Annotated in this window: 10 protein-coding genes and 1 pseudogene; 4 read left to right on the top strand and 7 right to left on the bottom strand. The window is 72.1% G+C overall.

Annotated elements, in window-relative coordinates; translation table 11 throughout:
* Positions 1–51 precede the first annotated feature (51 nt).
* From ACJ6WD_RS33870 to ACJ6WD_RS33900, 7 genes and pseudogenes are all read right to left on the bottom strand, one after another.
* Positions 52–849 carry an ABC transporter ATP-binding protein gene (locus ACJ6WD_RS33870; protein WP_233661389.1) on the bottom strand — a complete coding sequence of 266 codons (798 nt, stop codon included), beginning with the start codon at positions 847–849 and terminating at the stop codon, positions 52–54.
* Positions 842–1,855 carry an ABC transporter ATP-binding protein gene (locus ACJ6WD_RS33875; protein ID WP_331248934.1) on the bottom strand — a complete coding sequence of 338 codons (1,014 nt, stop codon included), beginning with the start codon at positions 1,853–1,855 and terminating at the stop codon, positions 842–844. The genes ACJ6WD_RS33870 and ACJ6WD_RS33875 overlap by 8 nt, the downstream gene beginning before the upstream one ends.
* Positions 1,855–2,712 carry an ABC transporter permease gene (locus tag ACJ6WD_RS33880; RefSeq protein WP_407617160.1) on the bottom strand — a complete coding sequence of 286 codons (858 nt, stop codon included), beginning with the start codon at positions 2,710–2,712 and terminating at the stop codon, positions 1,855–1,857. The genes ACJ6WD_RS33875 and ACJ6WD_RS33880 overlap by 1 nt, the downstream gene beginning before the upstream one ends.
* Complete coding sequence (locus tag ACJ6WD_RS33885; RefSeq protein ID WP_233661386.1) at positions 2,709–3,668, bottom strand: ABC transporter permease; 960 nt, start codon at positions 3,666–3,668, stop codon at positions 2,709–2,711. Before ACJ6WD_RS33885 ends, ACJ6WD_RS33880 begins: the two co-directional genes overlap by 4 nt.
* Complete coding sequence (locus tag ACJ6WD_RS33890) at positions 3,665–5,320, bottom strand: ABC transporter substrate-binding protein (protein ID WP_407617161.1); 1,656 nt, start codon at positions 5,318–5,320, stop codon at positions 3,665–3,667. Before ACJ6WD_RS33890 ends, ACJ6WD_RS33885 begins: the two co-directional genes overlap by 4 nt.
* 99 nt (positions 5,321–5,419) lie before the next feature.
* On the bottom strand, positions 5,420–6,430 hold the full coding sequence (locus ACJ6WD_RS33895) for an agmatine deiminase family protein (protein WP_331248937.1): 1,011 nt from the start codon (positions 6,428–6,430) through the stop codon (positions 5,420–5,422).
* Between the two features lie 609 nt (positions 6,431–7,039).
* Positions 7,040–8,614: pseudogene (locus ACJ6WD_RS33900) on the bottom strand (serine/threonine-protein kinase); the annotation flags it as partial.
* 151 nt (positions 8,615–8,765) lie between these two features.
* Here ACJ6WD_RS33900 and ACJ6WD_RS33905 point away from each other — a divergent pair.
* The 4 genes from ACJ6WD_RS33905 (at position 8,766) to ACJ6WD_RS33920 (ending at position 12,632) form a co-directional block, all read left to right on the top strand.
* On the top strand, positions 8,766–9,323 hold the full coding sequence (locus ACJ6WD_RS33905; RefSeq protein WP_407617185.1) for a TetR/AcrR family transcriptional regulator: 558 nt from the start codon (positions 8,766–8,768) through the stop codon (positions 9,321–9,323).
* 63 nt (positions 9,324–9,386) lie between these two features.
* Positions 9,387–9,971: a TetR/AcrR family transcriptional regulator gene (locus ACJ6WD_RS33910; protein WP_055583263.1), complete on the top strand. Its 585-nt coding sequence runs from the start codon at positions 9,387–9,389 to the stop codon at positions 9,969–9,971.
* Positions 9,972–10,266: 295 nt separating this feature from the next.
* Positions 10,267–11,361, top strand: a complete 1,095-nt coding sequence (locus ACJ6WD_RS33915; RefSeq protein WP_233661381.1) for an agmatine/peptidylarginine deiminase — start codon at positions 10,267–10,269, stop codon at positions 11,359–11,361.
* Positions 11,362–11,501: 140 nt separating this feature from the next.
* Positions 11,502–12,632: an agmatine deiminase family protein gene (locus ACJ6WD_RS33920; RefSeq protein ID WP_233661380.1), complete on the top strand. Its 1,131-nt coding sequence runs from the start codon at positions 11,502–11,504 to the stop codon at positions 12,630–12,632.
* Positions 12,633–12,644: the final 12 nt, after the last annotated feature.

A 12,644-nucleotide genomic window follows, 5' to 3' on the forward strand; every position in this document is an offset into this window, starting at 1 on the left:
GATCGGTCGGGTGGACCAGTGGTGTACGGATCCGTTCCGGGGCCGGTGCGGCTACGGGGTCCGTCGGGCCGTGGCGATGGCCCGGGGATCCCACCCGGGGCGGGGGACGGAGTCCAACAGCAGTTGGGTATAGGGGTGTTGGGGGGAGTCGAGGACCTGCGTCGTACCGCCGGATTCGACGATGCGTCCTTGGCGCATGACGACGACGTCGTCCGTGACGCAGCGCACCACCCCGAGGTCATGGGTGATGAACAGGTAACTGATGCCGGTCTGCGCGCGGATGTCGGCGAGCAGGTTGAGGATCTGTGCCTGCACCGAGACGTCGAGTGCGGCGACGGCCTCGTCCAGGACGAGGACGGCTGGCTCCACCGCCAACGCCCGTGCGATGGCGACCCGTTGGCGCTGGCCGCCCGAGAGCTGCCGGGGCAGTGCCCCCGCGGCCCGGGTGCCGAGTCCCACCTGGTCGAGGAGTTCCGCCGTGCGGCGGGAGCGGTCGACCCGGGGGAAGTGGAGCCGCAGGGTCTCCCGCAACAGCGCGTCGACGCTGACCCTCGGATCGAGGGAGAGGTAGGGGTCCTGGAAGACCATCTGCACCTCGCGGGCGCGCGCCAGTCGGGCGGCCCGTCCGCGGGCCCGGTCGCCGCGCCGCCGGCCGCGCACCACGACCTCGCCGGCGTCCGCGGATTCCAGGCCGACGACGATCCTGGCGGTGGTCGTCTTGCCCGAGCCGGACGCGCCGACGATGCCGAGCGACCCGCCGGAGGGGAGGGCGAACGTCACGTCGTCCACCGCGCGGACGGTGCCGTAGGAGCGGGACAGTCCGGTGACGACCAGGGCGGGCTCAGGCATGGCCGGTGCTCCCTTCGAGCCGGTCGCCGTGGTGGCAGGAGACGAGGTGGGCGGGGGCGCCGGGCACCGCGTCCGCGGCGGGTGTGCGTTCGAAGCACACGTCGGTCGCGGACGCGCAACGCGGCGCGAACGGGCAGCCGGTCAACTCCGTACGCAGATCCGGGGGTTGGCCCTCGATGGCGTCGAGCCGACCCTGCGGTGCGTCGAGCCGTGGGGTGGCGGCGAGCAGCGCGGCCGTGTACGGATGCCGTGGCCGGGCGAACAGGGCCCCGGCGGGGGCCGATTCGACGATCCGGCCGGCGTACATGACGCACACCCGGTCGCTGAGGGCCGCCGCCAGGCCGAGGTCATGGGTGACGAAGAGCAGCCCGGTGCCGAACCGGGTGCGCAGGTCCGCGAGCAGGGCGACGATCTCCGCCTGGCTGATGACGTCGAGGGCGGTGGTGGCCTCGTCGGCCAGGAGCAGGGCGGGTTCCCCCATCAACGCCGCCGCGATCATGACGCGTTGGAGCATGCCACCGGAGACCTGACTCGGGTAGCGCCGCAGCAGTGCGGGCGGCAGGCCGACGGCTTCGAGCATCGCGCCGGCGCGTTCTTCGGCCGCGGCGGTGGGCGTCTTGGTGTTCAGGCGCAGGCTCTCGGTGAGGAAGTCGCCGATGCGGCGCAGCGGGTTGATGGCGGCCCGGGGGTCCTGGAAGATCATCGCCGCGGTGCCGGCGCGCAGCGTGCGGAGCTGCCGGGGCGTCAGCGTGAGCACGTCCGCGCCGGCGACGGTGATCCGGCCCTCCGCGACGGCCCCCGGTGGCAGCAGGCGCAGGACGCTGCGCGAGGTGAGGGTCTTGCCGGAGCCGGACTCGCCGACCAGGGCGACGGTCTCGCCGGCGGAGACGGTCAGGTCCACACCGTCCAGGACCGGCCGGGCGGTGCGGGGCAGCCGCAGCCGCAGCCCCCTGATGTCGAGGACGGGTGCGGTGTCGAGCAGGGCGGGGGAAACGGGGGCGCTCATCAGCGGTCCCTTCTGGCAACCCGGTCGGCCCAGTGTTCGCCGACGACGTTGAAGGCGACGACGGTCAACACGATCGCGGCGCAGGGCAGGATCGCCGAGAGGGGATAGCCCTCTTGGACGGCGGTCTGGCCGTCGAAGACCATCCGGCCCCAGTCGGGAGTGAGCGCCGGGACGCCCAGACCGAGGAACGACAGGCCGGCCAGGTCGATGAGGGCGTAGCCGAAGTTGATGGTGGACTGGGCGAGGACGACGGGGGCGATGTTCGGCAGGACGTGTCGCAGGCAGACCTGGAGGCCCGACTGCCCCTGGACCAAGGAGGCGCTGACGTAGGGGCGTTCGCGCTCGGCGAGCACCAGGGACCGGGTGAGCCTGCTGACGTACGGGAGGTAGGCGACGGCGAGGGCGAGGACGGGCGCCAGGAGCCCCTCGCCGTACACGGAGACGATCAGGATCGCGAGCAGCATCCCGGGGAAGGCGAAGACGAGTTCCGTACTGCGGGAGAGGACCGAATCCAACCAACCGCCCCGCCATCCCGCCAGCGCGCCGACGACGACACCGGTCAGCGTGGAGAAGGCGACCACCCCGAGCGGGCCCAGCAGTGAGGTGCGGGCGCCGACGAGCAGGCGGGAGAGGGTGTCGCGGCCGGATGCGTCGATGCCGAACGGGTGGCCCACCGAGGGGCCGGCGAGCGCGTTGCCCAGGTCGACCGCGTTGGGATCGGCCGGCACGAGCCAGGGCGCGAGCAGCGCCGCCAGGACGAGCAGGGTGACGGCCGCGAGGCAGAGCAGGTACAGCGGCGCGCCCGCGGTGCGGATCCGGGCGAAACCGGGTCTGCGCAGGGGGACGACGGCGGTCATCCGATCGACCTCCCCGGGCCGTAGGTGACGCGCGGGTCGACCAGCGGATGGAGGAGGTCGACCACGAGGTTCACCGCCATGAAGAGCCCGACCATGATCAGGGAGATGGCCTGCACCGTGGGGAAGTCCTTGGTGGTGATGGACAGTTCGAGGAGCTGGCCGATGCCGCCGACGCCGAAGGCGGACTCGACCAGGACGGTGCACACCAGCAGGGTGGAGACGATCAGGCCGCCGGTGGTGAGCACCGTGCCCAGCGCGTTGCGGAACACGTGGCGACCGATGACCCGGCGCTTCGGCACCCCGCGGCTGAGCGCCACGGTGACGTGTTCCTGGCCCAGGACGTCGAGCATGGCGCCGCGGGTGACGCGCGCCAGCATGCCGATCAGGTACAGCGCGAGGGCGAGCGCGGGCAGGGTCAGGTGCCAGAGCAACTGCCCGAGGCCGTCTCCGGTTCCGCCGGCGGGGAACCAGTGCAGCCGCAGCGCGAACAGCCCCTGGAGCAGGACCGCGGCGACGAAGGAGGGGGTGCCCACGGCGAGCGCGGTGGTGATGAGGATCGTGGAGTCCACGGCGCCGCCGCGGACCGCACCGATCCGGCCCAGTACGAGCCCGCCGACCAGCACCAGGACGAGCGCCATGAAGACCAGCAGCAGGGTGGCCGGCAACCGGTCCGCGAGGAGCCGGGACACGTCGGTGCGGTAGGTGATCGAGCGGCCGAAGTCGCCGTGCAGCAACTGTTCGAGCCAGCGGGCGTACCGGACGGCGAACGGGGCGTCGAGGTGGTACTGGGCGTTGAGGGCGCGCAGGGTCTCCGGCGAGGCGGAACGTCCCGACAGCAGGAAACTCGCGGGGTTGCCGGGCGCCAGGTACATCGCGCCGAAGATCACGAAGGAGGCGCCGAGCAGGGTGGCGGCCATCTCCACGACGCGTCGCAGGGCGAATCGCACGAAGTTCATCGCGCGGCCCCGACGTCGGCGGCCCAGGGGTAGTAGAGGTAGCAGATGGTGGTGGGTGCGCCCGTGATCCGGTTGTTGAGGAACACGGCGGTGGGCCACTCGGCGACGGGGATCCACAGGACCTGCTCGGCCGCCTTGCGCTGGAGCCGGGCCTCGACGGCGAGGCGACGGGCCGGGTCGTCGGTCGCCCGGGCCTGGTCGACCAGGGCGTCGTAGGCCCGGTCGTGGTAGCCGGCGTAGTTCTGGTAGGCGCCGGTCTGGAAGTTGCTCAGCAGGTCCAGCGGATCGGTGATGGAGTCGTAGTACGTCTCCGGGAACATGTCGATCCCCTTGCGCGCCTCGGGGTCGGTGAACAGCGCCGAGAAGGCGTTGGGGGCGATGGTCTTCAGGCGGACGTCGAGTCCGATCCGGGTGCCGGCCGCCTGCACCGCGGTGGCCAGCAGGGACACGTCCTGGCCGATGGAGCTGGTGGCGAGGGTGACCGTCTTGCCGGTGGCGCCCGCCTCCTCGACGAGCCTGCGGGCCGCGGCGACGTTCCGTTCGGTCGGCGGCAGTGAGTCGAAGGCGGCGCTTTTGACCGGTGCCGGGGCGGCGGCCCAGGCGGCCTTGGCGGTGAGGGCGCCGGTGGCCGCTCCGGCCCCGCTCAGACCGGTCGTGACGAAACCGCGTCGGTCCAGCGCCAGGGACAGCGCGCGACGAACCCGGACGTCGCCGAGCGGGCCGTGCATGTTCGTCACGTTGACGTTGACCGTGCTCAGCCCCTCACCGAAGGAGAGGGAGCCGACACCGCTGGAGCGCAGTGCGGCGTAGCTCTCGGTGGGGATGAGGTATCCGCCGTCCACCTCGCCGCCGAGCATCGCCTTGGTCCGCGCGGAGGCGTCGGGGAGGAAGCGGAACACCACCTTCGCCGACTTGGCCCGTCGGCCCCAGTAGCCGTCGAAGCGGCGCAGTTCGACGGACTGGCCCTTGTCCCATGTCCCGAGCCGGAACGGGCCGGTGCAGTCCAGGCTGCCGGAGGTGCCGTAGTCCCGGCCCGCCGCCCGTATCCCGGAGCGGCTCGCCACCACTCCGGCGGCGGTGGCCATGTACTGCGGGAACTGCGAGTCGGGTCGGGCCAGTCGCACGGTCACCTGGAGCGGGCCGGTCTTGGTCAGGGCGGCCACGTTCTTGAAGACCGAGGCCCATGCCGACCCGTTGGCCGGGTCCCGCTGCCGGTTGAGGCTGAAGACCACGTCGTCGGCGCTCAGCACGCCGCCGTCGTGGAAGCGCACGCCGGGCCGCAGGTCGTAGACCCAGGTCAACGGGTCGGGATGGGTCGCCTTGCGGGCCAGGCCGGGGGCCATGGTGAGCCCGGGCGTCCACCGCATCAGGCTCTCGCAGACGTTGGAGAGGATCATGTTCTGCGGGTAGTCGAAGGCGGAGACGTAGTCGAGCGTGGACGGTTCCGCGTACAGGGCCCAACTGAAGGAGTCGATCTCCCCCTTGGCGGCCGGGGTGCGCGCGGACAGTCGGAAGTCGGTGCGCGTGCCGGAGGCGCCGGTACGAGGCGGCCCCGCGCAGGCGGACGTCAGGAGGAGGGTGGACAGTGCCCCGGCTGCGAGGGCTCGCCACCGGGGAGGGCGGCTCCTCGGGCGGGGTGGAGGTGCGGGCATCGATGCGGTTCCTCTCCTTGCACGGCGGGTCGGGCGAGGGTGGCCGCCGCGGGCCGTCCGGGCGACGGACGGCCCGGGGCCGGCGCGGGCGCGGTGCGCTCAGGCCCCGGGCGCCACGGCGGGAACCTGCTGGGTGATGCAGTGGACGCCGCCCCCGCCGTGGGCGATCACCCGGGCCGGGACGCCCACCACCGTGCGATCGGGGCAGGCCGCGGCGATGACGGCCAGCGCCTTGGCGTCCTGCGGCAGGCCGGCGACCGGGACGACGACGCCCCCGTTCGCCAGATAGAAGTTGAGGTACCCGACCTCCACCTGTGCACCGGCGACCTCGACGAACGCGCTCTGCGCAAGCTCGACGACCTCCAGGCGGCGTCCGCGGGCGTCCGTGGCGGCCGCCAGCACCGCGCGGTTGGCCCGCATCCGTGCGTGGTCCGGGTGCGTGGGGTCGTCGGGCAGCTGCACCACGACCTTGCCGGGGGCGACGAAGGCGCAGACGCCGTCCACGTGGCCGTCGGTCTCGGTGTCCAGCAGACCGCCGTACGGCAGCCAGATGACCTTGCTGACGCCGAGCCGGGCCTTCAGCTCGGCCTCGATCTCCGTCCGGCTCATCCCCGGGTTGCGGTTCGGGTGGAGCAGGCACTGCTCGGTGGTGATGAGTGTGCCCTCGCCGTCCACGGTGATGGCGCCGCCCTCCAGGACCATCTCGGAGCGCACGGACGGGTCACCGAGCACGTCGAGCAGCAGGCCGCTGATCCGGTCGTCGGCGTCGAACGGTCGGTGCTTGCCGCCCCAGGCGTTGAAGCGGAAGTCCACGCCGGCCCGTCGGCCGTCGGGGCCGAGCACGAAGAGCGGTGCGGAGTCCCTGAACCACGAGTCGTCCAGGGGCAGTTCGAGCACCTCGATCCCCGGACCGCACAGGGCACGGGCCTCGTCGCCGTGGCCGGGCGGCGCGACCATGGTCACCGGCTCGAACCGGGCGACGGCACGCGCCACGTCGGCGTACTCCTGCTGGGCCGCGTCCAGGACGCTGCCCCACAGGTCGGGCCGGGTGGGCCAGGCCATCAGGCAGCGCTCGTGTGCGGTCCACTCAGCGGGCATGCGGAAGCTCATGGGAACTCTCTTCTCCGGATTTTCCGGACGGGAGGAGGGGGGCCGGGGGTGTGTGAGACGGCGAGCGCCAGGACGGCGGGACGGCAGAAGCAAGGCGACTGCCGATGATCCAGGGCGCGTTGAGAGGTCCAGTGCGGGGTGGACCTTCGATGTGCGGGAATCTTGCCCCGTACTGAAAATTCAGTCAAGAAGTTCGACGAAGAATCCTGCGGACGTCACAGGGATGTGGGCGCAGGTTGGGCCCAGAGGGCGCCGGGCGGGCCGGAGTGGGCGACGTGGTGCGCGGGAGGGCGGTGCCGAGGCCGTCGCCGCACGGGCGCCACGGGTGGGCTCCGGCCCGGCACCCGGCCCCTCAGAGGAGGTGGAGCCTGGACAGGAAGACGGTGTCGGCGGGTTCGGAGTGCATGGGTTCGCCGTCGAGGGTGACCAGTCCGCTGCGTTCGTCTCTGTGCATCGTTGCGTCGCTTTCTGTGGCAGGTGAGCGGCGTCGTTCCGCGTGAAGAGTGACACTGACTGAAAATTCAGTCAAGAGGACGGTCAAGGATCTGCTCGATTCGAAACGGCGCGTGCCAGGCAACCGCCGTTTCGCGGGGGAGGGGCGCGGCGCGCTCAGCCGTCCTTGCGGTACTGGCTGAGGGAGACCGACACCTCACCGCCTCCGGGGGCGACCTCGACCAGCCGCACGATCGCGACCTCGCGGCCGTTGGGGCTGCGGACGCAGAAGGGGTGCTGGTCTTCGAGCGCGTCGAACTTCAGGGAGGACGCGGGGGCGGTGTCGATGCCGGCGAGGCAGTCGCCGAGGGTGAGGCTGTCTCCGGGGGCGACGAAGGCGTCGCTGTCCGTGGGGACCGCGAACTCGGCGGCCGAACGTGACAGGTACCAGTCGACGCTGGACTCCGGAACGACCTTGCCGTTGTGGAGGTCGAACTCGTAGCCCGAATCCGGGGAGGTCAGTTCCACGCCGGCGTATCCCGGGCCGTACGCGTCCTCGGGCGCGCCCTGCGACTCCTCGGATCCGGCGGACGACGCGGTGTCCTCGGGCGGGTAGTCGAAGTAGTAGACCGCACCGCCGCCGAGCAGCAGCGCGGCGACCACCGCCGGCACGACCCAACGGACGGTGCGCCGCCCGCGCCGCGCCGGGGCCGGCGCCGACGGGCTGGGCCCCTCGACCGGTGGCAGGGGCGGGGAGGTGGCGGTGACGGTGGGCTGCGCGTGGGGTGCCGGGGCCGGCGGGGACGGTTCGCCGTGCCGCACGAGCTCGGTGTGGACGGCCGTCGGCAGCCACCCCTCGGTGAACCGCACCTGGGCGCCCAGGGCGGGGTGGGCCCGCACGGCCTCGATCACCGCGCTGGTGGTGGGGCGGTCGGCGGGGTCCTTCGCCAGGCACCGTCCCAGCAGGTCGTGCAGTTCGACCGGCACGCGGGCGAGGTCGGGCGGCTCGTGGACCGCCCGGTACAGGGCCACGGATTCGGGGCAGTCACCGAAGGGCGGCGCGCCGCTCGCCGCGTACACGGCCAGCGCGCCGAGCGCGAAGACGTCGGTGGCGGCGGTGGCGACGCGCCCCAGGGCCTGCTCGGGGGCCATGAAGGAGGGCGTGCCGATCCGCAGGCCGGCGCTGGTGAGCGCGACGGCGTCGGCGGCCCGCGCGATGCCGAAGTCGATGACCCGGGGGCCGTCGGCGGCGACGAGCACGTTGGCCGGCTTGAGGTCGCGGTGGACCACGCCGGCGTCGTGGATCGACTGCAGCGCCTCCGCGATGCCCGCCATGAGGAGGAGCACGGTCTGCACCGGGAGCGGACCGTGCCGGCGGAGCACCTCGTGCAGGGACGGGGCGGGCACGTAGGCCGTCGCCAGCCACGGCGTCACGGCGTCGACGCCGGCGTCCACGACCTGCGCGGTGTACAGGCCGTGGATCCGCCGGGCGTTGGCCACCTCCTGGACGAAGCGGTGGCGGAATTCGGGGTCGCCGGCGAGTTCCGGCCGCACCGCCTTGAGCGCCACCGGCCGGCCGCCCGGTGTGTACGCCAGGTACACGTGCCCCATGCCGCCCGAGCCGAGCCGGGCGTGCAGCCGGTACCCGCCGATCTCCTCCGGATCGTCGGCGGCCAGGGCCGCGGGGCTGGGCAGCGCGCCGGGACGGTGGGTCGTCATGGTGTGGCTCTTTCGGAAGGAGCGGCGGAGGTGAGCCGCCGAGGACCGATCGGGGAGTGTGGGACCGGATCGACGGCCGCGCGGCTGATGTTAACTGAAGTTTCAGTCAATCTGGATTCCAGGACCGAAGAACGGGGCGGTGGAACTAAGGTGGGTAACCGTGAGTGACCGTAAAACAGCGATCATGGAGGCGGCCGCGCGGGTCATCGCCCGGCGCGGGGTGCGCGGACTGCGGGTCGAGGAGCTGGCGGCGGAGGCCGGTGTGTCCACCGCCCTCATCTACTACCACTTCAAGGACCGGGCCGGCATCCTGCGCCGGACCTTGGAGTTCATCAACGACCGCGCAGCCGGCTACACCACCGAGCGCGCCCCGGAAGCCCCCGCCCTCAGCCCCCGGCAGGAACTCGAACAGGCCCTGCTCCTGGAGCTCCAGGACGACGAGGAGGTGCGGGAGAACAGCACGGCGTGGGGCGAGCTGCGCGCCAGCGCCATCTTCGAGCCCCAGCTGCGGGAGGACTTGGCCAGGGCCACGCTGATCTGGGTCCAGGAGATCGCCGAACTGCTCGGCCGGATGCGCCCGCTGGCCACCGCCGCCGGCCTGACCGTCGCCGCCGAGCGGCTGACGGCCCTGGTGGAGGGGCTCAGCATGCGTTGGCTCGGCGGCGTCCTGCCCCTGGAGCACGCCCGCGCGCTCGTACGGGACGCCGTGGAGGCGGAGTTGGAACGACTGGGACGTCGGTAGGGGCGGGGCGAGTCCGCCGCCGCGGGGCCCGCCCCAGGGCACGCCGGTGGTTACTGTACGCACGTGACTACCCGACGAGCCAAGCTGCTGGAAGCAACCTGCCGAGTGATAGCCCTGCGCGGGGTCCGCGGGCTGCGCGTGGAGGACGTCGCCGCCGAGGCGGGCGTCTCCAAGACCTTGATCTACTACCACTTCCGCGACCGTGCCGGACTGGTCACCAGCGCCCTCGACTACGTCAACGACCGGGCCGAGAGCTATGCCGACGTCGCGGCGGTCGGCGGTACCCCGATCCGTGAGCTGCTGCTCTCCCTCCTGGCCGCGGAGTTCCAGGACGACACCACCGTGCGGGAGAACTCCGCCGTCTGGGGCGAGGTGCGGGCCGCCGCGACGTTCGAGGACGGACTGCGACCGACGCTCGCGTCGCTGACCGAGCGCTGGCTCGTCGACGTCGCGGAGCTGATCGAGGACGGGCAGGACGACGGAAGCATTCCCCCGACGGTCGACTCACGGGCCGTCGCGGTCCGGCTGACCTCCCTGGTGGAGGGGCTGAGCGGACGCTGGCTGGCCGGCTTGCTCAGCACCGCCGAGGCACGGGCGCACGTCGCCGCCGCGCTGGAGCGCGAGCTTGCCGGGAGCCCTCAGGGCTGACTCCCGGGTGGGCGTGAAACGGGGACGCGCCTGGCGAGCGAGTTGACTGAAAATCCAGTCAGTGTCACAGTTAGGGGCATGGTGATACCGGGTCTCTGACGCGCCCGGACTCCCGCGCTACGCCCCGCCACCACGGCATCCCGGGCGTAGGTGGTGCGGCCGCACCCGATCCCGCTGTGCGCGTCGTCGACGCGCTCGTCCTTGGACGGCGGCGACGGGACCGCTTCGCCCACGGTCCGCACGGGACCCGCGGCCAACGATCGCCCGCACTCACGGATTCGATGTGGAGCCCCCCATGAACGACCTCCCCGTAGGCAAGTGGCTGCTCGACGCCCTTCTCGGGCCGCGTCCCTCGCCCGGGGCCCAGGCCGGTGACGCCGGAGCGCACGGCTGGCACGTGCCGGCCGACGACGTTCCCCACGCGCGGACCTGGATGTCGTGGCCGTCGCGGAGATCCGTCTGGGGGCGCCACCTGGCGGGCGTCCAGCAGGACATCGCCCTGGTCGCCCGCACGGTGGCGGCGTACGAGCCCGTGATCATGTGTGCGCCGGACGACGTCACCGCCGAGGACGCGACGGCCGCCTGCGGCCCCGGCGTCACCGTCGTCGACTCGATCCCCACGGACGACCTCTGGATGCGCGACACCTGTGCCGTCTTCCGGCGCGACGGCCGTGGCAACCTCGACGCCGTCGGCCTCAACTTCAACGGATGGGGCCGCAAGCAGACGCATCACGACGACGCGGAAGTGGCCTGGTCCGTCGCCGAATTCAACGGAATCGCCTTCAGCGAGGCCGAATTCGTCGGAGAGGGCGGTTCGATCGAGACCGACGGTGACGGCACGGTGCTGGCGACCGAAAGCAGCCTGGTGAACAAGAACCGCAATCGCGGCATGAGCCGGGACGACATCGAAAGGGCGGTCCTGGCGGCGTACGGCGCCGAGAAGATGATCTGGGTTCCCGGGGTGCGCGGCCGGGACATCACCGACAACCACATCGACGTCACCTCCCGCTTCGTCCGCCCCGGTGTCGTCCTCGTGCAGGTCCCGCCGGACGACCGGAACGACGTCTGGGCCAGGGACGCGCGCGAGCAGTACGCCATTCTCTCCGCCGCGACCGACGCCAGGGGGCGTCGCCTCCAGGTGATCCGCGTGGACGGGCCCGACAGCGTGCGCCCGCGCAGCTCGACGTTCGTGGACTCGTACCTCAACTTCCACCTCGTCAACGGTGCGGTGATCACCGCGCAGTTCGGCGACGTGAGGGCGGACGCCGCGGCCCGCCGGACGCTGGCCGAGGCGTTTCCCGGCCGCGAGGTGGTCCAACTGGACGTCGACCGCCTCATGGGCGGCGGCGGTGGAATTCACTGTTCCACGATGCACCAACCCGTCCCGTAGGCAGCCGCGCCCCCAGACCTGCCCGAATTCGCCAGGGCCGTCGAATACCCTTAACCCGCAGCAGCCGAAATTCAGGCCGAATTCCCCCTGAATGCACGCTCGCCCGTTGAATGCCGGAGTTCTCTGTGTCTTTTCCCCCCATGTCCCGCCGCAAGGTCCTGCGCTCCTTCGCCGGCATCGGCGCCGTCGCCCTCGGCGCGGCGGCCTGCGGCCCGCGCGCGACGCCCAGCGGCCCCGCCTCCCCCTCCTCGAAGGCGTCGGGACGACGGTTCGGCGCCGAGTGGGACAGCCACACCCGCACCTTCATGTCCTGGCCGGCCCTGGAGTCGGTCTGGGGCGACCAACTGCCGGCCGTCCGGGAGGACATCGCGCGCGTGGCCCGTGCCGTCGCGGAGTACGAGCCGGTGGTGCTGATGGCCCGCCCCGAGCAGCAGGACGCGGCCCAGCGGGCCTGTGGGTCCCAGGTCGAGGTGATCCCCCTCATGGTGGACGACCTGTGGGCGCGCGACACCGTCCCGCTGTTCGTCGAGGACTCCGGCCGCCTCCTGGGCGTCGACCTCAACTTCAGCGGCTGGGGCAACAAACAGGAGCACCGCAACGACGCCCAGGTCGGCCGCCTCCTGCTGGACAAGTACGACGTCCCGCGCACCAAGGCCCCGCTGGTCGCCGAGGGCGGTTCCTTCGAGACCGACGGCGAGGGCACGTTGTTGATCACCGAGAGCTCGGTGGTCAACAAGAACCGCAACCCCGGCAAGAGCCGCGACCAGATCGAGGCCGAGATCAAGAGCAGTCTCGGCATCGAGAAGGTGCTCTGGCTGGCCGGAGTGCGCGGCAAGGACATCACCGACGCGCACGTCGACAGCATCGCCCGGTTCACCGCGCCCGGTGTCGTCCTCGTGGACCGCGCCTTCCCGGACAGCCCTCCGGACGTCTGGTCGCGCGCGGCCGACCAGGCCCGGACGGTGCTCAAGGACGCCACGGACGCCCGCGGCAAGTCGCTGGAGGTCGTCGACCTGCCCCAGCCGGACCTCGACAAGATCACTGGCCGGGGCGACGCCTTCGTCTCCACCTACGCGAACTTCTACGTCGCCAACGGCGCAGTGTTCATGCCGCGCTTCGGCGACGCCGAGGCCGACGACCGGGCGAAGGGCATCCTCCAGGACCACTTCCCGCAGCGCGACATCGTCCAGGTGAAGATCGACACCATCGCCTCGGGCGGCGGCGGCATCCACTGCTCGACCCACGACCAGCCGGGCAAGCCGGCCAAGTAGCGGATTCGAGCG

It is taken from the genome of Streptomyces sp. VTCC 41912, from assembly GCF_045799175.1.
Taxonomy (GTDB): Bacteria; Actinomycetota; Actinomycetes; order Streptomycetales; family Streptomycetaceae; genus Streptomyces; species Streptomyces albulus_C.